This is a genomic window from Desulfatiferula olefinivorans (genome assembly GCF_054657895.1).
The window spans coordinates 189,516-212,307 of sequence record NZ_BAAHXV010000002.1 but is presented as its reverse complement, the minus strand read 5'-3'; the positions used below and the strand labels follow the sequence as shown (position 1 = coordinate 212,307).

General features: G+C 53.0%; 21 protein-coding genes. All 21 read left to right on the top strand.

What is annotated here, in order from left to right; all coding sequences use genetic code 11:
* Positions 1–2: 2 nt before the first annotated feature.
* The 21 genes from ACYQ11_RS02625 to ACYQ11_RS02525 all read left to right on the top strand — a co-directional run bounded on the left by ACYQ11_RS02625 (position 3) and on the right by ACYQ11_RS02525 (position 22,773).
* Positions 3–1,037 (top strand): radical SAM/SPASM domain-containing protein, encoded by a 1,035-nt coding sequence (locus ACYQ11_RS02625; RefSeq protein WP_459922181.1) that lies wholly within the window; start codon positions 3–5, stop codon positions 1,035–1,037.
* Positions 1,024–2,799, top strand: a complete 1,776-nt coding sequence (locus ACYQ11_RS02620; protein WP_459922180.1) for an HAD-IIIC family phosphatase — start codon at positions 1,024–1,026, stop codon at positions 2,797–2,799. Before ACYQ11_RS02625 ends, ACYQ11_RS02620 begins: the two co-directional genes overlap by 14 nt.
* Positions 2,783–3,028 (top strand): acyl carrier protein, encoded by a 246-nt coding sequence (locus tag ACYQ11_RS02615; RefSeq protein ID WP_459922179.1) that lies wholly within the window; start codon positions 2,783–2,785, stop codon positions 3,026–3,028. The genes ACYQ11_RS02620 and ACYQ11_RS02615 overlap by 17 nt, the downstream gene beginning before the upstream one ends.
* Before the next feature lie 127 nt (positions 3,029–3,155).
* A complete protein-coding gene (locus tag ACYQ11_RS02610; protein ID WP_459922178.1) occupies positions 3,156–3,830 on the top strand; it encodes a sulfotransferase in 675 nt (224 codons plus the stop codon).
* Positions 3,831–3,912: 82 nt separating this feature from the next.
* Complete coding sequence (locus tag ACYQ11_RS02605) at positions 3,913–4,683, top strand: 3-deoxy-manno-octulosonate cytidylyltransferase (RefSeq protein WP_459922177.1); 771 nt, start codon at positions 3,913–3,915, stop codon at positions 4,681–4,683.
* A gap of 342 nt (positions 4,684–5,025) precedes the next feature.
* On the top strand, positions 5,026–6,837 hold the full coding sequence (locus ACYQ11_RS02600; RefSeq protein ID WP_459922176.1) for a hypothetical protein: 1,812 nt from the start codon (positions 5,026–5,028) through the stop codon (positions 6,835–6,837).
* Positions 6,830–8,680 (top strand): FkbM family methyltransferase, encoded by a 1,851-nt coding sequence (locus tag ACYQ11_RS02595; protein ID WP_459922175.1) that lies wholly within the window; start codon positions 6,830–6,832, stop codon positions 8,678–8,680. Before ACYQ11_RS02600 ends, ACYQ11_RS02595 begins: the two co-directional genes overlap by 8 nt.
* A gap of 75 nt (positions 8,681–8,755) precedes the next feature.
* Positions 8,756–9,454 (top strand): class I SAM-dependent methyltransferase, encoded by a 699-nt coding sequence (locus ACYQ11_RS02590; protein WP_459922174.1) that lies wholly within the window; start codon positions 8,756–8,758, stop codon positions 9,452–9,454.
* A gap of 36 nt (positions 9,455–9,490) precedes the next feature.
* The gene (locus ACYQ11_RS02585; RefSeq protein ID WP_459922173.1) at positions 9,491–11,041 is read left to right on the top strand and encodes a methyltransferase domain-containing protein; all 1,551 of its coding nucleotides are present in this window, start codon (positions 9,491–9,493) and stop codon (positions 11,039–11,041) included.
* A gap of 74 nt (positions 11,042–11,115) precedes the next feature.
* On the top strand, positions 11,116–11,880 hold the full coding sequence (locus tag ACYQ11_RS02580) for a class I SAM-dependent methyltransferase (RefSeq protein ID WP_459922172.1): 765 nt from the start codon (positions 11,116–11,118) through the stop codon (positions 11,878–11,880).
* A 45-nt stretch (positions 11,881–11,925) separates the two neighbouring features.
* On the top strand, positions 11,926–12,975 hold the full coding sequence (locus tag ACYQ11_RS02575) for a glycosyltransferase family 2 protein (RefSeq protein WP_459922171.1): 1,050 nt from the start codon (positions 11,926–11,928) through the stop codon (positions 12,973–12,975).
* Positions 12,962–14,698 (top strand): glycosyltransferase family 2 protein, encoded by a 1,737-nt coding sequence (locus ACYQ11_RS02570; protein WP_459922170.1) that lies wholly within the window; start codon positions 12,962–12,964, stop codon positions 14,696–14,698. The genes ACYQ11_RS02575 and ACYQ11_RS02570 overlap by 14 nt, the downstream gene beginning before the upstream one ends.
* Complete coding sequence (locus tag ACYQ11_RS02565) at positions 14,682–15,641, top strand: class I SAM-dependent methyltransferase (RefSeq protein ID WP_459922169.1); 960 nt, start codon at positions 14,682–14,684, stop codon at positions 15,639–15,641. Before ACYQ11_RS02570 ends, ACYQ11_RS02565 begins: the two co-directional genes overlap by 17 nt.
* Positions 15,631–17,328: a 6-hydroxymethylpterin diphosphokinase MptE-like protein gene (locus ACYQ11_RS02560; RefSeq protein WP_459922168.1), complete on the top strand. Its 1,698-nt coding sequence runs from the start codon at positions 15,631–15,633 to the stop codon at positions 17,326–17,328. Before ACYQ11_RS02565 ends, ACYQ11_RS02560 begins: the two co-directional genes overlap by 11 nt.
* The gene (locus ACYQ11_RS02555) at positions 17,325–18,137 is read left to right on the top strand and encodes a glycosyltransferase (protein ID WP_459922167.1); all 813 of its coding nucleotides are present in this window, start codon (positions 17,325–17,327) and stop codon (positions 18,135–18,137) included. The genes ACYQ11_RS02560 and ACYQ11_RS02555 overlap by 4 nt, the downstream gene beginning before the upstream one ends.
* 30 nt (positions 18,138–18,167) lie before the next feature.
* Positions 18,168–18,830, top strand: coding sequence for an acylneuraminate cytidylyltransferase family protein (locus ACYQ11_RS02550; RefSeq protein ID WP_459922166.1), 663 nt, complete (start codon positions 18,168–18,170; stop codon positions 18,828–18,830).
* Positions 18,814–19,596, top strand: a complete 783-nt coding sequence (locus ACYQ11_RS02545; protein WP_459922165.1) for an HpcH/HpaI aldolase family protein — start codon at positions 18,814–18,816, stop codon at positions 19,594–19,596. Before ACYQ11_RS02550 ends, ACYQ11_RS02545 begins: the two co-directional genes overlap by 17 nt.
* A complete protein-coding gene (locus tag ACYQ11_RS02540; RefSeq protein WP_459922164.1) occupies positions 19,593–20,558 on the top strand; it encodes a phosphoglycerate dehydrogenase in 966 nt (321 codons plus the stop codon). Before ACYQ11_RS02545 ends, ACYQ11_RS02540 begins: the two co-directional genes overlap by 4 nt.
* Positions 20,555–21,466 (top strand): NAD-dependent epimerase/dehydratase family protein, encoded by a 912-nt coding sequence (locus tag ACYQ11_RS02535; RefSeq protein ID WP_459922163.1) that lies wholly within the window; start codon positions 20,555–20,557, stop codon positions 21,464–21,466. Before ACYQ11_RS02540 ends, ACYQ11_RS02535 begins: the two co-directional genes overlap by 4 nt.
* On the top strand, positions 21,450–22,151 hold the full coding sequence (locus tag ACYQ11_RS02530) for a cyclase family protein (RefSeq protein WP_459922162.1): 702 nt from the start codon (positions 21,450–21,452) through the stop codon (positions 22,149–22,151). Before ACYQ11_RS02535 ends, ACYQ11_RS02530 begins: the two co-directional genes overlap by 17 nt.
* Positions 22,141–22,773: an HAD family hydrolase gene (locus tag ACYQ11_RS02525; RefSeq protein ID WP_459922161.1), complete on the top strand. Its 633-nt coding sequence runs from the start codon at positions 22,141–22,143 to the stop codon at positions 22,771–22,773. Before ACYQ11_RS02530 ends, ACYQ11_RS02525 begins: the two co-directional genes overlap by 11 nt.
* Positions 22,774–22,792: the final 19 nt, after the last annotated feature.

Below are 22,792 nucleotides of genomic sequence, written 5' to 3'. Positions count from 1 at the left end.
CTATGGCGCACATCAGTTTTCTTCACAAAAAAAACGTGATTCGGAAGATGCTTCAGTACAACAAACGCATCAAGGCCGGTGAATACGGCTTGCAGTTGCTGGAACTGAACTATGACAACCGGTGCAATTTCAAATGTGAACACTGCTTTTCACGAACATTGGGCGGTGATAGGCGGCGCTTCGACATTGCAAACGTAAAGGACCTCGCGGATCAGGCCCATGAGATGGGGTGCTGGCAATGGCATTTTCAAGGGGGTGAGCCCCTGATGTGGCCGGAGCTGGATGACCTGGTCCGGGCGGTCGGTCCGGAGCGGTTCTATATCTTTGTGACGACCAACGGCTGGTTGATGACCGAAAAACGGGCGCAGGAACTTGCAGAGCTTGGCGTTGACAAAATCTGCGTCAGCCTGGACAGTATGGATGCCGCAACCCATGATGCGTTCCGTGGAAAAAAAGGGGCCCATGACCATGCGGTAAAGGCCCTTGACGCCGTCCGATCGGCCGGCATGCAGGCCAATATCAATATCACCGTATCCCATCAGAATGCCCAATCCCCTGATTTGCTCAACATCATTCGGTTTGCCGAAGAAAACGATTACACCGTGTATTTTGTCATCGCAACCCCCAGCGGCGCATGGTTTGGCCGGGAGGACATTCTGGTGACTGAAGAGGACCGGGCCTATCTGGTTTCCCTGCGTGAGCGTTATCCCTTCGTTCAGCGAGATCTCTGGCCGATGTTTGATTTCGAATGGGGATGCCGAACCATGAACGGGTTTGTCTATGTGACGCCCCAGGGAGACCTTCTGGCCTGTACATTCATTCATATCCGCATCGGCAATGTGCTCGACGAACCGCTGGAAACGGTTCTCAAACGGGGATGGCGTGTCAAGCATTTTCGCGATTTCAAGCCCTTATGCCTGTCCGGCGAAGACCGTACGTTCATCAAAAAGTTCATGTTTCGAAAAACCGGAGCAGATGGACTGATTGATTTCAAGGACGCCTTTGATTCTGAGGATCTGTACCTTGACACGTTCTGAATTGAGTCACGCGGATCTGATGGAGCACAATCGAAGGCTGGGTAAAGAACTGGCCGGGCAGCCCCCATACCGTATCGCGTTTATCGGCAATGTCATGCAACCCCAGGTCAAGGACTTGCTGGAATATGCCTTACGCATGAACGGGATCAATGCCCGGCTGGATTTCGGCGGTTACAGTACCCTGGTGCATGATGCCGGAAGCCTGGCCAGGGACGCCCATGCCGTGTGCGTCTTTTATGACTCGTCTCTCCTGGTGGAAGAGTCGCCCTATGCATTGGAGTGCATGGATGAAGAGGGTGTTGACGGTTTGGCTCATCACGTAAAAGCCCAACTGCAGCTTGTTTTCGATGCGCTGTGCGATGTTCCTGTTGTGCTTGCAAATGAAATGTTCTCTGTGATGCAGGCCGGTGGCGTGCCCTTGGATTCAAATCTCAATCAGCTGTGCAATCAGATCAACGCATGGATGCGAAATCATAAGCCGGGTAACGTTCAACTGATACCCATGGCCTCATTGATCAGCGCTTCGGGCGGCGTGGAAAAAGCATATGATTCGCGGTTTTTTTATACTGCAAAATCGCCTTACACAGTGACGTTTTTAAGAATCTATGCTGAAAAAGCCGCCTCATTGATGATGTCTGTCACCGGGCGGATCAGGAAGATGCTTATTGTCGATTGTGATAATACTCTGTGGGGCGGGGTGGTCGGAGAACTTGGATTGGACGGTATCGGACTTTCACGTACATCGGCTGAAGGACGAATCTACACGGATGTTCAATGGATCATCAAAAGCCTGGTCAAACGCGGTGTGGTGCTGGGATTGTGCAGCCGGAACGATGAGGATCTTGTTGCCGAGGTTTTTCGGAAACAGCCGTCCATGGTTCTTTCAGAGGATGATGTGGCCGTAAGGCGGATCAACTGGACGGACAAGGCCGAAAATATTCAATCCATGGCCCTTGAATTGAGGCTTGGGCTGGATTCCGTCGTATTTCTCGATGATTCGGATTATGAGTGCGATCGGATCAGGTCCGCCTTGCCCGAGGTCGAGGTCTGGCAGGTCCCTCAAAAACGGTCGGATTATCCCTCATCCCTCTGGCGCTGGGTGAACCGGTCCTTTGGCTGGGCAAACCGCAGCGCGGACAATGACATACGCACCGCCTTTTACAACGCGGAAAAAGGACGTGAAAAAGAAGCGGTCCGGTTCACGGATATGACCGATTATCTTAAATCACTGAATCTTTCCTGCGTTATTTCGGAGAATGAAACAACATCACTTCCCCGTGCCGCACAGCTGACACAACGCACCAATCAGTTCAACCTGATGACGGCCCGTTTCACGGATGTGGAATTGAAAACCTGGGCAGGCTCTCCGGATCATTATTATTACACGTTGTCCGCATCGGATCGGTTTGGTGACTATGGAACCTGCGGGTTTTGTATGGTTACCGCACCCGCCGGTGATAATACCGCGCGGGTGGTCAATTTCATGATGAGCTGCCGTGTTCTTGGCCGAGGTCTGGAGCGGGCCTTTTTGTCCGGCGTGCTTGGAAGGTTAGGTGACATGGGGAAACAAACCTGTCTGGCATCATTCATACCGACAAAACGAAACGATATGTGCAAGGCGTTTCTGCCTGCCGCAGGGTTTTGTTTGAAACATGAAGAAAATGATAAAAAGACCTACAGCCTTGATATAAAGGCCCCCCGGTCTTTCTTGCCTGATTATGTCGAAGTTAAAACAAGGTGGGACAATGAGTACAACGATTAAGGTGAAAGAGATTATGGCGGCGGTATTCGGATGCTCTCCGGATGCCATTGACGAATCGGTGAGTACGGAAACCATGGACAAGTGGGATTCCCTGAGGCATATGAATCTGATTGTGGCTCTGGAAGAAGCCTTTGGTATCGAGTTCGACGAAAACGATATCATGTCGCTGCTGTCCTATGGCGACATTGTGAAAACCATTGACGAGAAGCGTGTCCGCGTTGTGTCATGAAGAAACGTCTGTTTATCATAGGAGCTGCGGACCCTTCCCGTGAATGTGAAAACATGGTCAGGCTCCATTTGTAAACCTTCGACATGGTTTGGCAATCAGGCCCGGTTTTATGATTGGCGGTGAAACGATGAAGATTTTCTGTATCTCGATGCAACGCTCCGGAACGACATCCGTGGGGAAATTTCTCAGGGATTCGGGGTATCGCTGGGCCGGTTGGCTCGCCGACCTCGAGAACGGTTGGTCTGCGGCCTGGTATAACGGGGACTATGAAAAAATATTTACCTCCCAGGCGTTTATCGACGCCGAGGGTTTTGAGGATTCGCCGTGGTGGATGCCCGGTTTTTACAAGATCCTTTACCATCGCTTTGACCATGCGAAATTTATCCTCTTCTCAAGGGATCCGGATGACTGGTTCAGATCCATGTGCGTGAAGTTCGGTGGTTACGTTCCAGGCGGATGCCGTATCCACAGCAAAATCTATCATCGGGAAAAAGAATTTTATACCCTGCGGGATCAGGGTGTCATCACGCCGGAGGATGAAGATAAGTTTCAGGGCGAAAAGAAGATGCGGTTAGACGGCCTTGCCGATCATTACAAATGGTATTATGAACTGCATAACCGGGAGGTTCGTGATTTTTTCCGTCGTCATGACCCTTCGGCCCTGTTTGACGGCGATTTGTATGACCCTGACAAATGGCGGAAACTCGGCCGTTTCCTTGGGGTGCATGTCCCGGCAGGCTATGAATGCCATGAAAACAGATCCCGGCCCTTAGTCAGCCTGACGTCATGGGCCGCCCCGTGACGCGCCCGGCCGCCAACGAAGCATGAAAGACCTTTGAGACGGTGCCGCCGTTGTCTTTCATATAAACACATGGATACCGCGAATGAAACTTTACGGCATTATTCCGGCCCGCATGGCCTCCACACGCTTCCCCGGAAAACCGATGAAACCGATCCTCGGCATGCCGATGATCGGTCATGTCTATTGCCGCAGCCGGTTGAGCCGGTTGCTCGATGATGTTTACGTGGCCACCTGCGATCAGGTCATTTTCGATTATATCGTGAGCATCGGAGGCAAGGCCGTCATGACTTCCGCAGACCATGAACGGTGCACGGACCGATCGGCGGAGGCGATGACGGCCATTGAAAAAGAGCTCGGTCACGCCATGGACATCGTGGTGATGATCCAGGGCGATGAACCGATGATCCGGCCGGAAATGATCGATGAGGCCGTGACGCCCATGCTTGACGATGCTTCGATTCTTGTCGCGAATCTTGTCGGATCATTGAAAAATGAAACGGAGCATGAAGATCCCAACGAGGTGAAGGTCGTCATGGACAACCATATGAATGCCATGTATTTTTCACGCGAACCCATTCCATCGCGCAAAAAATATCAGGGCGTGATCCCCATGGGTAAACAGGTTTGCGTGATACCGTTCAGGCGGGATTTCCTTCTCCGTTATACAACCATGGCCCCGACCCCCCTCGAGATAATTGAATCGATCGATATGCTTCGTATCCTTGAGCACGGCTACAAGGTCAGGATGGTTCCGACACGGTATGAGGTATACAGCGTGGACACGGCTCAAGACCATGCGCGGGTGGAAGATTTGATGCATGTGGACCCGTTGGTAGTCCGCTATATGGCGTGATTCGACATGAAGACCCTTGTGTTTTTTTTAAGACATGTGAACGATCTTGACCATCTGACGCCCGTCATCTGGGCCTGGCTGCGTCAAAAACGGGGAGTGGTGAAACTCGTTGGTCTTTTCAGTTATGACCTTGATAACGATTTCCGCATTCGGTTTTTGTCACAGCACGGGGATGTCATCTGTGAGACGATGGCGCATCTGCCCGGGGCCATGGTTTCCGACGGATCAGGTTCCGGACTCCTCCCGCTTCATTCGGTCATATCATCACCCGCATTCGCCGAAGGCCTGGCCGATCATCTAAGCAAAGATTGTGAGAACGTAACGTTCATCTTTGACTGGATCATGACGACGTCCGGTTGTCATCTGGATTTTTTCAGCAACATGGTCCCCCTTATCAGAAAAATGAATCGGCCGGTCCTGATGCTTCCCCATGGCGACTGCCCCCATGAGGGCGCCATGATCATGGTGGGGGATATTTCATATCAGGAGACCGATATCTATAGCCCCGGCGCGTTGTGTGATGCTGTCGTCGTTCCCAATGAAAAATGTGCGGGGCGTTACACGCCGCATCTTCCTGACGATCGCATCTGCGTTCTGGGGTCTCCCCGGTTCAATCGACAGTGGCTTTCGGCTCTTGATGACATCGTTCCGCCTTTTGACATAAAACCGGCCCGGGATTCTTATAAAATCGCCCTGTTTCTCCGCAATAAGGCCTACCCGATTTTCTGGGAGGAGATTTACTGGACGATCAGGCTTGTGACCCGGTTCCCCTCTGTCCACCTGACCGTCATTCCCCATACGCGGAGTGAGGGCTGGAATGAGCTTCTGGACGTCTATCCCGAGTTGCAGGGAGGGATTCCCAACCTGACCTGCACAGACGATGACGTTTATTCGGGTTCTGTGGTGAGATGGGCCGATGCCGTCATGGATATCGGCACCAGCATGGCCTTTGAGGCCGTCATGCTGGGAAAGACCCTCATTTGCCCAGAATACCTGCATGCGACCCGGAGTGTCTGCTCAACCTTTTTCCCAAACAGTGTCGCATGGTGCAGGGATGATCTTTATGAGAAACTGACAGCACTGATCGAAAACCCGTCGTCCGGATTTCATTCATCCGACGAATCGGCCCGGTTCATCGATCGGATGGTTCATGTGCCCGACGAGCATGTGCTTGACCGGTATGTGGCCCTGCTCGCGAATACGATTTCCCAATCCGCCGTTTTAAAGGAATCACCGCCGTGCCGGGAAACGCACGGGATAGAGATCGTCAACACCGGCCGGCCTTTGATTTTCCGCCATGCGACGTTGATGAAGGCGCATGAGAAGCTCAAACGAACCCATGAGATCTGGGTGCGCAACCAGGCCCTTTTGATTGAAAAGAACAACAGACAGACGGAGTTGTTTGAAAAACTGGTCCAATCGCCAACGGATTATTTCCGGTTCAGACGGGACAGGGCCTTTCACCGGGGGGATTACGATCAGGCGTTGTCGTCGGCCCTGTCTGTTCTGGAGGGCCATCCGGAGGCCGGGGATTTTGAACGGTACTATCATATCGGGCTCGAACTGCATAAACGCCATGATCTGGACGGGGCACAGGCGGTTTACGAAAACGTCGCATCCGATGATCGGGTCGGCCCTGAGCTGACCGCATGGGCGCTGTTCAAACGCGGCGAACTCTCATTGGATCAGGGAAAACAGGACGAGGCCCAGATCTGGCTTCGCAAGGCCTTGGCCTGTAACCCCAACCATACCAAAGCCTTGCTTTACACGGTGCCGCAGGCCGGTAAGCTCAAGGTCGCTCTGGGCAAATCGTTTTATGCAAACGATTGTATTGAGATCCCGATGACACACAATGACCCGCCCATGTGGGACTATTATTTCGCCTGGCGAAAGCCCGATTACATTGAGTTGGCAATGGATGATCCGGTGGCCGACGGTTCGTGGCCGCAGGTGTTCGCGTTGTTGAAAAAACACATGGCCCCCGGCGGCGCGGCGATGGTAAGGAGCAGGGGCATGTCGCAGAACCGTTTGCCCCAAACCGTCGTTCGTGCCGGAACAGAGTATGGTTTAACGGTTGAGGCCGTTTCGGACGGCATCCTGTCGGTGAAAGCATACAAGAGCCCCACAATGATCAAGGACAGCATTCATGGATGAAGTCGCCATCGTTTTTGAATATCTGAAAAAAAACAAGCCGGGAATCATGTTTGATGTGGGCGCCCATCACGGCAAGACGAGCCTGCCGTTTCTTGAGTCGGGGTGGCAAGTGCATGCATTTGAACCTGATCCCGATAATTATAAGATACTGGCCGAATCCCTGGGTATCTTTGACACCTTTCATCCGGAAAACTGCGCGGTTTCCGATGCGTCTGCCGAATCATCGCCTTTTTTTACAAGTTCGTTATCCTCCGGCATTTCATCGCTGTGTTCCTTCCATGAAACCCATACCCTCCGGTGCGAAACAAAAACCGTCACCCTGTCTGAGTACTGCAACGCGTCGAACATCGAGCACATTGATTTTCTTAAAATCGATACCGAAGGGTACGATCTGTTTGTGCTTCGCGGCATCGATTGGGATCGGATTCACCCCTCAGTCATTGTCTGTGAGTTCGAAGATGCCAAAACAGCCTGTCTCGACTATACGTTCAACGATCTGGCCGGTCTTCTGGCGTCCAAAGGGTATGAACTCTATATTTCCGAATGGTATCCGGTTGTTCAGTACGGCGCAAAACACACCTGGCGCTGTTTCCACACGTGGCCCTGCCGTTTGCATGATCACCGGGGCTGGGGGAATATCATCGCTTTTTCAGACGGCGTCGACGCCTTAGCCTTTACGAATGCGGCCGTTTCGTATGCGGCGCAGCAAGAGAAGCTCGCCCGCCGGCAGATCCATTCACCGCATTTCCTTTCACAGCGATCCGTTAAGAACGGGCACCGGCTTGTCCAACAGCTGGCGGATTCCCATATCCGGAAAAAATGGCCCGATCTGCCTGTGCATCAGGGGATAAAACAGGTTCTCCTGGCCGGCGTCGGCGGATGGATCAAGCATCTTTCGATGATAACACACGAGCTGCCCGGCCCCACGATACGCGGTATCCTCGATTATAAGGCGGAATATAAGGAAGAGACCTATGAGGGGCTTCCTGTCTTTTCTCTGGATGAGATCGATGGTCTCGGCGTGGACGCCCTTTTACTTCCCTCGAGGCTTGTGCAGAATATAGACGCCGGGGAATGCTTGGAAACGCTCGCGCCGGGTGTCCCTGTGATCGATCTGTTTGAGGATTTTCCGAAAATCCCTTATTTGCAATTGATCCGTGATCTGATGATGGCCTCGGGAAACCTGAAGGGGGCTGCGGAAACGGCGTCGCTCGTCTTGAGTCTTTCCTCGGAAAAACAGGATTATGAGACCTTCTATCATATGGGGATTGAATTCCATAAGGAAAAACAGTTTGATCAGGCACTGCCGATCTATGAGCGGATCGCCCGTGATGAAAAAACCGGAGTCGATTTAAAGGCGTGGGCCCACTTCAAAACGGGTGAACTCCTTCTTGAGAAAGGCCAGGGGGCCGAGGCCCAGGCTTGCTTTGAGCGGGCCCTTCGCCTCAACCCCTTTCACACCAAGGCTCAGATCTTCTGCACGCCGCAAGACCGGCCGCTTCGCGTCTGCCTGTCCCAGGACGCCTCCCGGGTCGAGACGGGCTGTATCCATGTGCCCATGGAAGCGGACAATGAAGCGCTGTGGGGATATTATTTCACGTACCGGAAGCCCGATTATATCTCGCTCATCGTGCCCGGGCGCGGCAGGGAAGACAATGTCCTTAAAATCATGTCTCTGATCGCACACCATTGCGCGAAGAACGGCGTCGTTTCCATCACGACGGACGATGACACGTCTGAACATTGGTGCCGGGAAACGACGGCACATGCGGCCCGCCTTTTCAAGCTGGATTTCACCTTATCCGTCAACGATCGGAGGCTCTCGAAGCCGGACTGGTCATGACGGTCCCTCCGGACCGCCAGACCCATTGACACGGTTCCGGTTCACGTTTGCCCTGATGCTGCATAGGACTGATTTATGTTTGATATCATATCAAAACACGACTATTTCGACTGGATCGATCACGGACACTGCGTGACAAAAAACACCTCGATAAAAAAGGTTCAGGACGCCTTTGTCCTGTCCGTTCTTTCACAGGAAAAAGGTAAAAAAATTGCTGAAATTGGAGGAGGGCAGTCCAGAATCCTTGAATTGCTTTCCGAGAACAACGAATGCTGGAATATCGATCCGCTCGAAGGCTCAGGCCATGGCCCGAGAGACGTTGACTGCGGACCCAATATTAAATTGATCAGAGCCAATATGGGTGATTTCAGCCGGGAGATACCCACGGATTTTTTTGATTACGTGTTTTCAATTTCCGTGGTCGAGCATGTCCCGCTGGATGTCGTGAATGATTTTTTCAGCGATGCAACACGGATATTGAAAAAAGGCGGTCTGAGCATCCACGCCATTGACCTTTATGTGGGCGACCATGTGAACGTCAGGACAAATCCCCAGGTTGACCTGTATCGGTCCCTTGACCTGAGACAGGGCTTGGGGCTGGCGTTTCTGGAACCGCCTGTCGTGGATGCCCAGGCGGTGTTCTGTACGCATTACGCGTCAAATTCGGATGACGCGATCTATTCATGGAATAAAATCTATCCGGGGTCGATCAATCGAATCAGAACCAGTTGCCAGAGTGTCAGTATCAAGGCCATTTGGCGGAGAACGGCATGACGGATCTTTCCGAATCTGTGAGCGTGGAGGGGGAGCATGTATCGTTTTGCGACGTGCGATGACTTGATCGGGCTGAAATGCAAATATCCGCATTTGATTTTTGACGGTTCAAACGGCTGGGGTCTCAAACAGATGGGCTATCTGTTTGTCTATGATCTTGTGTCGACCATGAAAGGCGCACGGGTGCTGGAACTTGGGGCCGGGTTATCTCCAATTTTTGATCGTGAGATTGGAGACCGCATGGAGTATCACATGGCCGACCGGCCGGGTTTTTATGACGGTAAGACATTCGAAGCGTCTCTGAAAGCACGCACGAATACAACCTTCCATCCTGTCTTTGTGGGCGAGTTCTCGATGGGCCTGGACGAGGCATCGTTTGATGCCGTCTTCAGTATCTCCGCGCTCGAACACGTTCCGCCCGATCAGATCGAATCGGTTTGCCGTGATATGTACCGGATCGTGAAGCCCGGAGGAAAGATCATTCACACGATTGACATTTTCGGTATCGAGAACAAAACCCGAATCGGAGAAGCATATTATGAGGCGTTGGTCGATGCCGGGTTTCATTTCGAAGAAAAGCCGAATCTTTCCTGGCAGTGGGACCGGGAACAGGTGTATTTGGTCGAACCCCTCGATATCGTTTATACCTATTATATGGGCATGAAAGAGAACCCCTGGACCCATCCCCGCAAGGTTCCGGGGCACAGCCTGACCATCACGGTCATTGCTCAAAAGCCTGAGGCACACGAAAGCCAGACACATTGTCACACCGTTAGCTCTGTGGATACGGCTCCTACAACCTGTGAGATCGAAAACAACACCCATCTGGCGGAGCGACGGTGCCCTGTTTGTGATTGTGAATATGTCTGTCATCTGAGGGATGTCCCGACAAAACGCACAAAGAAAATCATTCCGCTTTATTACTGCCTCCGGTGCCGTTCCATGGCGAATCCGTCGGGTTTTATCGAAGAGCCTTGGTTTCTGAAGGCTGCGCTGGAATGGCATAAGAGTGTGCACGAGCGTAATGTGGGGTATTCGAACTCTCTTTTTGACAATCTCTGCAGGGAGATACCCCGTCTTTCCAGCGTACTCGAGATTGGGTGTGGTACGGGGACCCTGCTGAAGGTGGCTGCCGGGCGGGGCATGTCTCCCGTGAAGGGGTTTGATCTGAACCATCTGGCCACCGGGTTCGGATGTGATGAATATGATCTGGATCTCAGAGCGGAGCCGTTTTCAGCCGAATCGTTGCCTGATAGGTTCGATCTGGTGGCGTGTATTTCGGTGCTGGAGCATCTTGAACATCCGCGTGAATTATTCGGAGAGATAAGCCGGTACTGCATCAAACACGGTTCAGCGGCGTATATATCGGTGCCGTTTTTCGAAGAGGACAGCTGGCATTTCCTGAAAAATCCCGATCCGTCCCTGCCGGGGACCCTGTTTGCAGACAACGATTGCCATGTCACCCATTTTACCCGGGATGGATTCAAACGCATGTGCCGGGATTTTGGAGCCACACGGCAAACGGAAGTCTGGGGCGGTGCCTGGCGGGGCTTTCTGATCGAGTATACCGATCAAGCGGACGGGTGATCACCGTTGGCTGACTGTTTTGCATTGGAACATCATGACATGAAACGAGAGATATACAGGGTATGGAGGGAGTGATGAATCAGACACATTGGGGCATGAAAGCCAGAGCGGATGAGATTGAACAGGACTTGAAGCGGACCTATCCCGACAGATTTACCGTGTTCAAGAAAGATGTGATCGATTATGCGTTCAGGCATCTGAATATCAGGAAAGTCGCTGAACTGGGATGCGTCTGGGGCGTCGACGGCGCATACGGTCAGTATATTCATGACAAGTATAGCCCGGATGAGGTCATCATGGTGGATGCCATCTGGAATGAGAACGCTCTGTCGCTGTCGGGTCAGCGGGAAAATATCACCGTCATCGACGGTCTTTTTTCGGATGCCGCCATGCCTGAACGGGTCGGCCGGGTGGATGCCGTCATTTTTTTTGATATTCTTTTGCATATGGTATCGCCGAACTGGGATGAGGTGCTGCGGATGTATTCAAACTACACGGACGCGTTTCTGATCGTCAATCCGCAGTTCTTTGACAGCCCGATTACGGTGAGGCTCCTGGATTTGAGCGTCGAGGACTATTTCAGCCATGTGCCGCATCCGAAGGACCATCCGACCTACAAGCGGGTGTTTGAAGATCCCTATCAGAACGACCACAGGCAGAACAGGCCGCTGCGGGACTGCTTCTATATCTGGCAGTGGGGCATCACGAACCATGACCTGATCGATAAGATGCATCAGCTCGGCTTCGACCTTCTTTTTCTTCAGGGCGACACATTGCAGTACGGCAAATCGAAAAAGTTCGTGAACTACGGGTTTATTTTCAAACGCAGGGCATGTTAGGGCCCTTAATCAAAGACTGTCAACGTGCAGGGACGAGGCCGCGTTTTGGATATTCTGCTTAGCATCGCCATTCCGACATACAACAGGGTCAACGAACTCAGATACGGCCTTTTGCGGTTTGTTTCACAGATGACCGATGAATCCCGTCACCTGGTTGAGATCCATGTGGCCGATGATTGCTCCACGGATGAAACCCCCGGGATGATGGCGGACATGGTGCGGGATTATCCGTTTATCCATTATGAACGATACCCGTCAAATATCGGGCTTGAAAAGAATCTCATTCAATGCACCAGGCGCTGCCGGGGGAAATACCTGTGGATTTTCGGTGACGATGATTTTCTTGAATGCCCCGATGCGTTGCCTGAGGTGCTCTTACATCTGAAACGCGGGGACTATCCGTTTTATATTCTGAACAGGACACGGCGGTCATTCGATCTTTCTAAGCTTTTAACCTCAAACTGGATGAACCTTTCCGAATCGAACGACGTCAGCCGGCAGAGCCTGCGGGCGTTTTGCTCCGAGTGGGGCATCATCAGCATCATCGGCTTTATTTCGGTGAATATCTTCCTCAGGGAGCCCTTTGTGACGGTTGACGCGTCCAGGTATTTCGGCATTATGTATCCCCAGCTTGGTATGATGATGGAGGCATTCTCAGATTCTCCCTGCCTTCTGATTTCACGGCCCCTGATCTGCCACAGGACCCAGACCCTCGAAGAAAAACGTAAAGCCCTGGGTCATAAAGAGACGGAAAAACAGTTCATGTCCGATTATCAAATGCGGGATGCGATTTATTTCAGCTTCAGGCTGATCCGCTTTCTGAATCATTTGATCGAGTGCCGTGCCGTCAGCCATGATGAGCTGGACCGGATGCACGAATTCGTTTTTGCGAACATCGCCTTGAAATCCTTCATCATACGGAATATCGAGCTGGCCGTTCGCCTGGGGGTGGGCCGGGAGGACCGGGACTGGGACAGCGCCTTTTCCTTTTTCCATCATCTGAATCTGGACCCGTCGGACGTGCTGACGTTAAAAAAATCCCATGACATGGACGTGGGGCTTAGAGAAAAAGAAGGTGTACATGAAAACGGTTAACACGATATCGGTTATCACCCCGAGTTACAATCAGGGCGCTTTTCTTGGGACTTGCCTTGATTCCGTGGCAAAGCAGACCGTTCTGCCGGTCGAGCACCTGGTGTTTGACCCGGGATCTGTGGACGGCAGCCGTCAGATCGCGGCATCCTTCGGGCATGTCACGTTGATCGCCGAAGATGACGACGGTCAAAGCGATGCCGTGAACAAAGGGTTTGAGCGGGCGTCCGGGGATATTGTCGCCTGGATCAACTCCGACGATTATTACTGTGACGACCATGTGTTTGAGACGGTCCTCCGCCGTTTCAATGACGGGGACTGCCCCGATATCGTTTACGGGAAGGGGATTTATGTCAATGAACGGGGAGAAAAATTACGGGACGTGTATGTCAACAGGAACCCCGAATCCCTGCCGTGGCGACTCCAGCAGGAATGCGGAATCTTTCAACCCGCCCTTTTCATGCGCAGGTCTGTCATCGAACGCGTCGGGTTTTTGACAAAGAGCCTTCATTACTGCATGGATTACGAGTACTGGATCAGATGCGTGAAGGCGGGGGTTCGGTTTGTCTATCTTGACGAGGACCTGGCCTGCTTCCGGTTCTATGATTCCAACAAGACCTTAGGCTCCCGCGGCAAAAGCTATCGTGAAGTCTGCGACATGCTTCTGGGGCATTTCGGATATGTCCATAACAGGTGGCTCAGGCTTTTTGCAGAGTACAATGTCCAGAACATGGACGGCGTACTGGCGACGCGATACAACACGCCCATCGAAAACCCGGAAACAATCGAGCGCGAATACATAAGACTGCTCCGGGCGTACAACGGGGGGTATGACTGTCACAGGACAATATCGGACAACAGGCATAAGGACGCCGTTTCCGAAACCTTCAACGAAATGACGGAAAAGGGCCTCGCCTTCACGGTTCCGGCCGATCCGGTTGATATCGATACGGAGTATGTGCCCGGCAAGGCCTTAAGAACCGTCGGAGAAAGACGGTGGGCCTTCGATCTGGCCTGGAGGAAACGTCAGTTCGAGCGAACCCATGATTTTTTGAGAAAACGGATCGCCGAGCGTAAAAACGATGTCTGCGTTATCGTTGGCAATGGTCCGAGCCTGGCTAAAACGGATCTTTCGCTTCTAAAGGGGCAGGATGTCATTATAAGCAACAACGCGTTTCTGTCCGATGAACTGATTGCAAATGCACGTTATTACACCGTCGTCAACTACCTTGTTGCGGAGCAGTCGCGTCAGCATATCAACCGGCTGGACCATCTTGACAAAATTATTCCCTACTGGCTCTCCTACTGCATCAATGACGGCCCGACCACCTGGTTTCTCGAAGCCATCGGGTATCCGGAATTCAGTACGAATATCTTTGAAAATGCATCCTGGCGCCACACGGTCAGTTTTTTCAATCTCCATATCGCATACGGACTGGGCTACCGGCGTGTCGTTTTGATCGGTTTTGACCATAACTATGTTGAGCAGAAAGGAGCCAGTGAAGGCGAGGTGATCCTGAGTCACGACGATGATTCCAATCATTTCAGCAAGGATTATTTCAAGGGAAAGAAATGGCAGGCCGCCAATGTCGATGAAATGGAAAAAATGTATCTGCTGGCAAAAAAAGCGTATGAGGACGATGGGCGGACCATCGTAAACGCCACGGTGGGCGGGAATCTGTCGATTTTTGAACGTCGGGATCTGAAGGATGCATTGGCATACTGAAAAAAAAACGGCCCGGGCCGATGCCGTGACGGACTGCCTGACCTTGCTGCCGCTTTCCCTTGTTGATCGCTTTCCTCAGGCCGCGTCCTTTATCAGGGGCGTGATGAAAAAAAGAAGAATGGGCATTGGGTGGCACTATCTTCTTGATCTTATCTGGATCGTCGAGAGGGTTCGGCATCTTCCTGAAAACGCGACGATTCTCGATGCCGGCGCCGGTGGCGGATTGCTTCAATACGTGCTGGTCGACATGGGGTATCGTGTCCTTTCGGTGGATTTTGCGCCAAGGCCCTCGCCCCGAGATGTCAACTGCATCAAAATAGCACACCAGATCGGGTATCAACATTCCTATCTCGACCATCTTGCCGAAACGTACAAACATGCCCGAAAAGAGAGTGAAAACGATAAACCCCTTCGCGTGGAATCCTGCCGTCAATTTGTCGGCATACTGGAAAACAAGGACGTGGACCTTGTTTTATACCAATCGGATATATCGGACATGCGGTTGTGCCCGGACAACGCGGTCGATGCCGTTGTCTCGCTTTCGGTGTTTGAGCATATGAATCACACGGAGGTCCTGGCTGCCGTCACGGAATGCCTGCGTGTGCTGAAACCCGGCAGGCCGTTTCTTGCGACAACCAGTGCGGCCAACGAAGACGACTGGTATCATGACGCCTCCATGGGATGGTGTTTTTCTGAAAAAAGCCTGAGGGACCTGTTTGGCCTCGCCGATGATGTCCCGTCAAACGCTGATCAGTATGATCAAATCATGGCTGACATCAAACGTCCGGGGAATGTTTTGAATCGGGAACTTGCCGATTTTTACTACCGATCGGGAAACAACGGCATGCCCTGGGGGATTTGGAACCCCGAATACATTCCCGTCGGGATATGCAAAATCAAGAACAATCCAAAGGATTCGGCGGGCCGTTCATATGAACGATAGCATGTGTGTATTCATCGACCTGTCTTCGGGGAGCTTCAAACGGATCGGCCTGTTTCTCGAAACGCTCGCCCTCATCGATGAAGGTTTTCCCTGTCACTATGTCTTTGATCCGGGGGAAAGGCGTCTCAGCCAGTCGATCCTCGAGCTTCTGGTCTCCCTGAGCGCCAAAAAGGAGGTTGGTTATTGCGACACCTCTTATGATGCGCCCTTTCCCTATGAAATCATCGAAGGCGGGTCAACAGGACGTGCCTGCGATATGAAGGATGCCATCGGCATCGGTCTCAAGTATACATGGTTCAAACGCAACAAGTCGCTCTTCCGCGCGATCGACGGTTTCGACAGGGTTTTGTTTCTCACGCCCGACGCCGTCATTCTCAGGCCGTCATGGCTCAAGGAACTGGTTTGCGCCGCCCAAGATGATCCAAACCCCGTGACCGGTTATTCGGAATATGTGCAGATCGGACGAGAGCGGATCCCATGCGCCTGGTCAACGGTGGGCGTATACAAGACGGACAAACTGAAATCTCTGCCGCTTACGCAGCTGTTTGAAACACGCATGCCAAACCCCTGGTTCCCCCTGCTCCGACAAAACGCCGAAACGAAAGGGCACTGTCTTTCTCAGCCCTGCATGAGCGCGTTTGACATGCCCCTCAACCATGTTCTTTATGCCGTGTATCACACGATCCATGACGGAAGCGATGACCCCCGCACATGGCACGGCGGCCAAAAGGCAGGGCAGGGTGGGGCGCCTTTCATCGCCGGCCAGGGGCGGGTTCCCGCGGATTGTCTGGAAAACGCGGATCAGCCGGCCCTTGTGGTTGAAGACAAAACAGATGACCTTGCCCGGTATCATCTGCGCCGGCAGTATGAAAAAACCATCCCCTCCGATTGCGATGCCGGTGACGGCAAAGCCTTTCGGCTTCCCTTGGGCGGCCCGTCCGGGTGCGTGCTTCATGACCCCAACGAAAAATGGGAGATTGAGGATCTGCAGGGCCTCTTCAAAGGAAATCGCTGTTTCATCATGGGCAACGGGCCGTCTCTCAACAGGACGGATCTGACGAAGCTCAAGGACGAATATACGATCGGCCTGAACCGCATCTACCTCAATTATGAACGCATGGGGTTCCAGCCCACATTTCTGTGCGCAACCAATCCGACCCTCATCGGGCAGTTTCATCGTGATTTTGACCGATGCGGATCGATCAAGTTTTTACGGTATCAGACACGTCGAATGATCCAAAACAGATGGAATGTTTTTTTTATGGATCATACCAATGACAGCCCGTTTTCATACAATATCGGGAGTTTTGTATGGAACGAAGGGTGTACGGTCACGTACTGCGCCCTGCAGGTGGCCTATTATCTGGGGTTTGATACGGTTGTTCTGGTCGGGGTGGACCATTATTTCCCGGATGCGGGAAAACCCCATCAGCTGGTGACTGCGGCCCGAGACGACGTCAATCATTTTCATCCGGATTATTTTGGCCCTGGGGTGAAATGGCATTATCCGGATCTTGCGGGTTCTGAAAAATCCTACCTGATCGCCAAAGAGGTCTATGAAAACGACGGACGACGGATACTCGACGCCACCGTTGGCGGAAAACTCGGTGTTTTTGAAAAATGCGATTATGACGCCATCGGCCGGCATCACAATACCGCCTGCCGATCAGGACGAAACGAAGAATGAAGCCATTGGTCTCCATCGTCATCCCCACATTCAATCAGGCCGACTATTTACCGGCCTGCGTTGATCACTGCCTCTGCCAGACCTATGAACACCTTGAAATCATCATTGTGGACGGAGGTTCCACGGACGGGACGAAACACTACCTGTCGCGGCTCGAAGAGGAGATACGGACCGCCGCAAGCGAGCCGCTTGTGCGGATGAGTGAGGACGGCGGGATTGTAAGGGAACGGCAGTTGCGGTTTCCTCAGAACCGGATCGTTAAAATAATCACCTTCGATAATGATATCGGGGCAACCCCCACCTATAATAAAGGTCTGAAACGGGTGACCGGAGACTGTTGCACCTATGTTGTCGGTGACGACATTCCCCATCCCCACATGATTGAACGGCTGGTCCATGCCATGGTGACGACAAAGGCCGATTTCGTCTATTCCGACATGAACGTGGTCGACGACAGGCAAAGGATCATTCGTCAGATACGGCTTCCGGATTATGACTTCAAAACCTGTTTCGCCGACTGGTATCACCTGGGTGTCAGCCATTTGTACAAAACAAAGCTGCATCATCTGGCTGGGTACATGGATGAGGCCTATCAGTCGGCCAACGACTACGACCACTACCTGCGTTTTGCCATGAACGGGGCCGTCTTCCATCATGTCCCGGAAATCCTTTATTCCGTCAGGTACCATGGGGACAATCGGAAGACGGGGCAGCACACGGATGGAAATCATCAGCGGCTGATCGATGAATCCAGGGCCTGTGCACGGCGGGCCAGGGCTTTTTTTTCTTCAACAACCACGATGGATTGATGCATGAAACCGATGACGGCGTTATTGCCCATGAAGAAGAACTCCGAGAGAGTTCCCAACAAAAATGTCCGGCCCTTTGCCGGCAAACCCCTGTTCTTTTGTGTGGCGGAGGTGCTGCAATCCTCTGCGCTTATTGAAAAAATCATCGTGAATACGGACGGCGACGACATCGCCGACCTTGCGGCCCGTCATTTTTCGAAAGTCGTCATTCACAAACGGCCCGAGGCCATCTGTGGGGATATGGTTTCGATGAATGACATCATTGCCCACGATTTGACCCTGATTGACGGAGACCATGTCATTCAGACCCACAGCACCAACCCATTGCTGACCAAAGCGACGCTTGAGGCGGCCATCGCCCGGTATTTCGCATCCATCGGCCAGCATGACTCCCTGTTTTCGGTCAACAGGCTCCAGACGCGACTGTACTGGGAGTCGACAGACCCCATCAACCACGATCCCGGGCAATTGCTTCGGACACAGGATTTGACGCCGGTCTTCGAGGAAAATTCAAATATGTATATTTTTTCACGGCAGTCGTTTTCAGCCGCCGGCGGCAAACGGATCGGCGTGAATCCCCTGATGTTTCCCATGGATAAAATGGAATCGATCGACATTGACGAGGAAGACGATTTTTCCCTGGCGGAAATCCTCTACAGGCAACGGGTGGAAAACCATGACATTCAAAGATAAAATAAAGGGCGGGCAGTTGGTGCTCGGCTCATGGATCAATACGGCAAGTCCCGTTGCCGCTGAACTGATGGCGCGGTCGGGATTCGATTTTTTAACGGTGGATGCGGAGCATTCACCGGTCGATCTGCCCCAGGCGCATGCCCTGTTCCAGGCGATACGTTCGGGAAATCCCGATTGTGCCCCCCTGGTTCGACTGGCCGGGAATGTTTACGCTGAGACCAAACGTTACCTGGACGCCGGAGCCGAAGGGGTCATCGCACCGTTTATCAATACGCCCGAACAGGCGATGGAACTCGTCCAGGCCGTCAAATTTCCGCCCGAAGGCCGGCGGGGTGTGGGATTCTGCCGCGCCAACGACTATGGCCTGTGTTTGAACGACTCCGTGGAAAGAGCCAATTTTCAAACCTTTGTTTGTGTTCAGATCGAACATGTGGACGCGCTCGATCGGATTGACGACATCCTTTCGGTTCCCGGGGTCGATGCCGCCATGATCGGTCCCTATGATCTTTCGGCCTCCATGGGAATCACCGGACAATTCGATCATCCCGATATGAAGGCCGCCACGGGGAAAATCGTGAACGCCTGCCTTACGCACACGGTCATCCCCGGTATTCACGTGGTGCAGCCGGACGCGGGAGAAGCGGCCATGCGCTTTGCGGAGGGCTATCGATTCATCGCATACAGCCTGGACATCACCATGCTTTTGAAATCATGTATAGACGGTGTCACATCCATCCGGAAGGTGACGGGAGATAAATCATCATGAAAACCATCCTTGTAACCACGTCATCGTTTGGCAAAGAACAGCTCGCTCCCATCGGGACGCTTGAATCAGGCGCGTACAGAATCGTCGAAAATCCTTTCGGGAGAAAGCTTTCGGAGGATGAGGTGTCAGGCCTCATCGGGCAATATGCTCCGGTCGGCATGATTGCCGGCGTCGAACCGTTGAATCGCCGGGTGCTTGAAAAGGCCGCAGGGCTGAAGATCATTTCCCGATGCGGAATCGGGCTCGATTCGGTGGATCTTGACGCCGCCCGGGAGCTCGGCATCGCGGTGACAAACACGCCGGACGCACCGACGGTGCCCGTGGCCGAACTGACGATCGGCCTCATGCTGTCACTTCTTCGAAAGATCCATCTCTCGGACAGGGGAATCAGGAACCGCCGGTGGGAACGGCCCATGGGAGGTCTGCTCCAGGGCAAAACCGTCGGCATTGTCGGGTGCGGACGAATCGGAACATACGTGGGGGCATTGCTTACGGGATTCGGCTGCCGGATGCTGGGAAGTGATCCGGGCCTTGACCGGCATGACGGCCTGACGCTGGTGTCTCTCGATGCGCTCCTTAAAGAGTCCGACATCGTCTCCCTGCATCTGCCGTATTCGCCATCGGTTCATCATATTATGAATCGGGAACGCCTCCTTTCCATGAAACAAGGGGCCCTTTTGGTGAACGCGTCCCGGGGCGGCCTGGTCGATGAGGAGGCGCTCTTTTTCTGCCTTAAGCAGGAACACCTTGCCGGAGCGGCCATCGATTGCTTTGAACATGAACCGTACCAGGGGCCGCTGGCTGACCGTGACGATGTGGTTTTGACCGGCCATATCGGATCATACGCAAAGGAGGGCCGGGAGATCATGGAGCGGCAGGCCGTCGAAAACCTCGTGAAGGGATTGATGACGCTTAAGACCTCCGTGAATGACCGCTCGAATCACGAGGGATGCACGTCATGAAGATTCTTGTTACCGGCGGCTCCGGATTTCTTGGAAGCCATGTGGCCGATGCCTTGAGTGATGCGGGCCATGAGGTCACCATTTTTGATCGCTTTGAATCGCCGTATCTAAAAAGCGGGCAGCGCATGGTGGTCGGGGATGTGCTTGATCAGGCGGTTTTAAACCAAACCGTTCCGGGCCACGATGTCGTCTATCACTTTGCGGGCATCGCCGATGTGGATGAATGCGCCAGACGTCCTGTGGACACGGCCCGGTATAACGTCCTCGGAACCGTGTATCTTCTTGACGCATGCCGCGAGGCCAAGGTCAAACGATTCGTTTTTGCAAGCTCGGCCTATGTCTTCAGTAACGCGGGGTTTTGCTATCGAAGCAGCAAGCAGGCCTGTGAATCCTTTATCGAGGATTATCATAAGCTGTTCGGACTCAACTATACCTGCCTTCGGTACGGATCACTTTACGGAGAAAGGGCCGACGAGCGAAACAGCATTTACCGCCTGATCCGTCAGGCCATCGTCGAGGGAAAGATCACCTATCACGGTCAGGGCGATGAGGTCCGGGAGTTCATCCATGTCCGTGATGCCGCCCAAAGCAGCGTGAAGATCCTTGAGGCGGACTATGAGAACAAGCACATCATTCTGACCGGCAACGAGAAGCTTCTTTATTCTCAGCTTCTTGAAATGATAAAGGAAATTGTCGGGAACACGATCGATATCGACATTGTCCCTTCCACACGCAACGCCCATTACAAGATCACCCCGTACAATTTCAGCCCCAAACTCGGGCTCAAGCTTGTCAACAATCCCCATATCGATATGGGTCAGGGCCTGTTGTTGTGCATGGCGGAACTTCATGAAAAAATTCATGGCGGATCTTACAAGGACATGGAAACCTATGGCCGTGAACGCTGATTCCCATGGCGGAACGTGGGTTTTTTTATCGTATCCCCTGAAAGAGGCCACGCCGGTGTACGGCGGGGGAGAAGGGCTCACGATCGATCCTGCCCGCCGGATGGACGAAGGCGATACCTGCAATGCCGAGCGCTGGCGTCTCCCCAACCATTTCGGAACCCATCTGGATTTCCCCCGGCACTTTGCACGGCGGGGCCGAACCGCTGATGATTACGACGCGGGGTGGTTCGTTTTCAACCGCGTCGGGTTGATCGATCTGGGACCGGTCGAGGAGAGGACGCTGATTTCATGGGAACATGTGGGCCGCCATGTGATCCCTGCCGATATCGAGGCGCTGATTGTCAAGACGGGCTTTTCATCCCGGAGAAACGCGACGGAATACCGGCAGGCCAATCCGGGTTTTGATGCGGGGCTGGCCGATTCCCTTCGCGAACGGTTTCCGTCGCTCAGGCTTCTCGGGTTCGATGTCATCTCCCTGTCATCGTTTGCCTTCCGTGAGGCGGGGCGCGTGGCCCACCGACGGTTCCTTGACCATCCCCGGCCCATCCTGCCCCTGGAGGACATGGCCCTTGAGGGCATATCCGCGAATGTTCATATCAGACAGATGATCGTAGCTCCGCTGAGGGTGTCAGGAACCGATGCCGCCCCCTGCACGGTCATGGCCGAGGTGAGTGATGACCTTTAAGTGGCAAGCCTTTTTTTTCGATTTCGACGGGGTGGTTCTTGATTCCGTCAACATCAAGACAGAAGCCTTTGCACAGATGTTCAGGCCTTACGGGCCGGACGTCGAGCGGGCCGTGGTTCAATACCACCTGGACAACGGCGGTGTTTCACGCTTTCGAAAATTTGAATACTATTATCGGCAGTTGCTCCATGAGGACATCAGCCCTGACCGCCTGGACGAACTGGGGGCCGAGTTCAGCCGGATTGCCTTGAATAACGTTCTCAAAGCGCCTTTTATCGACGGGGCGATAGAGACGCTGTCCGAAATCAGGCGCCAGGGGCTGCCGGCCTTTGTCGTGTCCGGAACGCCCGAAGATGAGGTCCGGCACATTGTACGCGAGAGAAATCTTGAGGACTATTTCATCGAAGTCCATGGGTCACCGCGCAAAAAACATGAAATTGTCCAGGACATTGCCGTGCGTTTCGGCTTTGACCTCAAACGGTGTCTGTTTGTTGGGGATGCTCTTACCGATTATGAGGCGTCACGGATCTGCGGCACCGATTTTTTGGGTGTTGTCAAGAACGGTGATCCCGTTCCGTTTCCCGGGTCGGTTGCCGTGTCTTCCGGCGTTCATCTGGACTGAAACGGTGTATCGTTCCGAC

Excerpts from the sequence above, each read along its gene's own strand:
- ACYQ11_RS02610 (WP_459922178.1), top strand. The coding sequence starts at position 3,156 with ATGAAGATTTTCTGTATCTCGATGCAACGCTCCGGAACGACATCCGTG.
- ACYQ11_RS02595 (WP_459922175.1), top strand. The coding sequence starts at position 6,830 with ATGGATGAAGTCGCCATCGTTTTTGAATATCTGAAAAAAAACAAGCCG.
- ACYQ11_RS02530 (WP_459922162.1), top strand. The coding sequence starts at position 21,450 with ATGGCCGTGAACGCTGATTCCCATGGCGGAACGTGGGTTTTTTTATCG.
- ACYQ11_RS02570 (WP_459922170.1), top strand. The coding sequence starts at position 12,962 with ATGAAAACGGTTAACACGATATCGGTTATCACCCCGAGTTACAATCAG.
- ACYQ11_RS02525 (WP_459922161.1), top strand. The coding sequence starts at position 22,141 with ATGACCTTTAAGTGGCAAGCCTTTTTTTTCGATTTCGACGGGGTGGTT.
- ACYQ11_RS02625 (WP_459922181.1), top strand. The coding sequence starts at position 3 with ATGGCGCACATCAGTTTTCTTCACAAAAAAAACGTGATTCGGAAGATG.
- ACYQ11_RS02560 (WP_459922168.1), top strand. The coding sequence starts at position 15,631 with ATGAACGATAGCATGTGTGTATTCATCGACCTGTCTTCGGGGAGCTTC.
- ACYQ11_RS02600 (WP_459922176.1), top strand. The coding sequence starts at position 5,026 with ATGACGACGTCCGGTTGTCATCTGGATTTTTTCAGCAACATGGTCCCC.
- ACYQ11_RS02555 (WP_459922167.1), top strand. The coding sequence starts at position 17,325 with ATGAAGCCATTGGTCTCCATCGTCATCCCCACATTCAATCAGGCCGAC.
- ACYQ11_RS02615 (WP_459922179.1), top strand. The coding sequence starts at position 2,783 with ATGAGTACAACGATTAAGGTGAAAGAGATTATGGCGGCGGTATTCGGA.
- ACYQ11_RS02565 (WP_459922169.1), top strand. The coding sequence starts at position 14,682 with ATGCATTGGCATACTGAAAAAAAAACGGCCCGGGCCGATGCCGTGACG.
- ACYQ11_RS02580 (WP_459922172.1), top strand. The coding sequence starts at position 11,116 with ATGAATCAGACACATTGGGGCATGAAAGCCAGAGCGGATGAGATTGAA.
- ACYQ11_RS02535 (WP_459922163.1), top strand. The coding sequence starts at position 20,555 with ATGAAGATTCTTGTTACCGGCGGCTCCGGATTTCTTGGAAGCCATGTG.
- ACYQ11_RS02540 (WP_459922164.1), top strand. The coding sequence starts at position 19,593 with ATGAAAACCATCCTTGTAACCACGTCATCGTTTGGCAAAGAACAGCTC.
- ACYQ11_RS02605 (WP_459922177.1), top strand. The coding sequence starts at position 3,913 with ATGAAACTTTACGGCATTATTCCGGCCCGCATGGCCTCCACACGCTTC.
- ACYQ11_RS02585 (WP_459922173.1), top strand. The coding sequence starts at position 9,491 with ATGTATCGTTTTGCGACGTGCGATGACTTGATCGGGCTGAAATGCAAA.
- ACYQ11_RS02550 (WP_459922166.1), top strand. The coding sequence starts at position 18,168 with ATGAAGAAGAACTCCGAGAGAGTTCCCAACAAAAATGTCCGGCCCTTT.
- ACYQ11_RS02590 (WP_459922174.1), top strand. The coding sequence starts at position 8,756 with ATGTTTGATATCATATCAAAACACGACTATTTCGACTGGATCGATCAC.
- ACYQ11_RS02545 (WP_459922165.1), top strand. The coding sequence starts at position 18,814 with ATGACATTCAAAGATAAAATAAAGGGCGGGCAGTTGGTGCTCGGCTCA.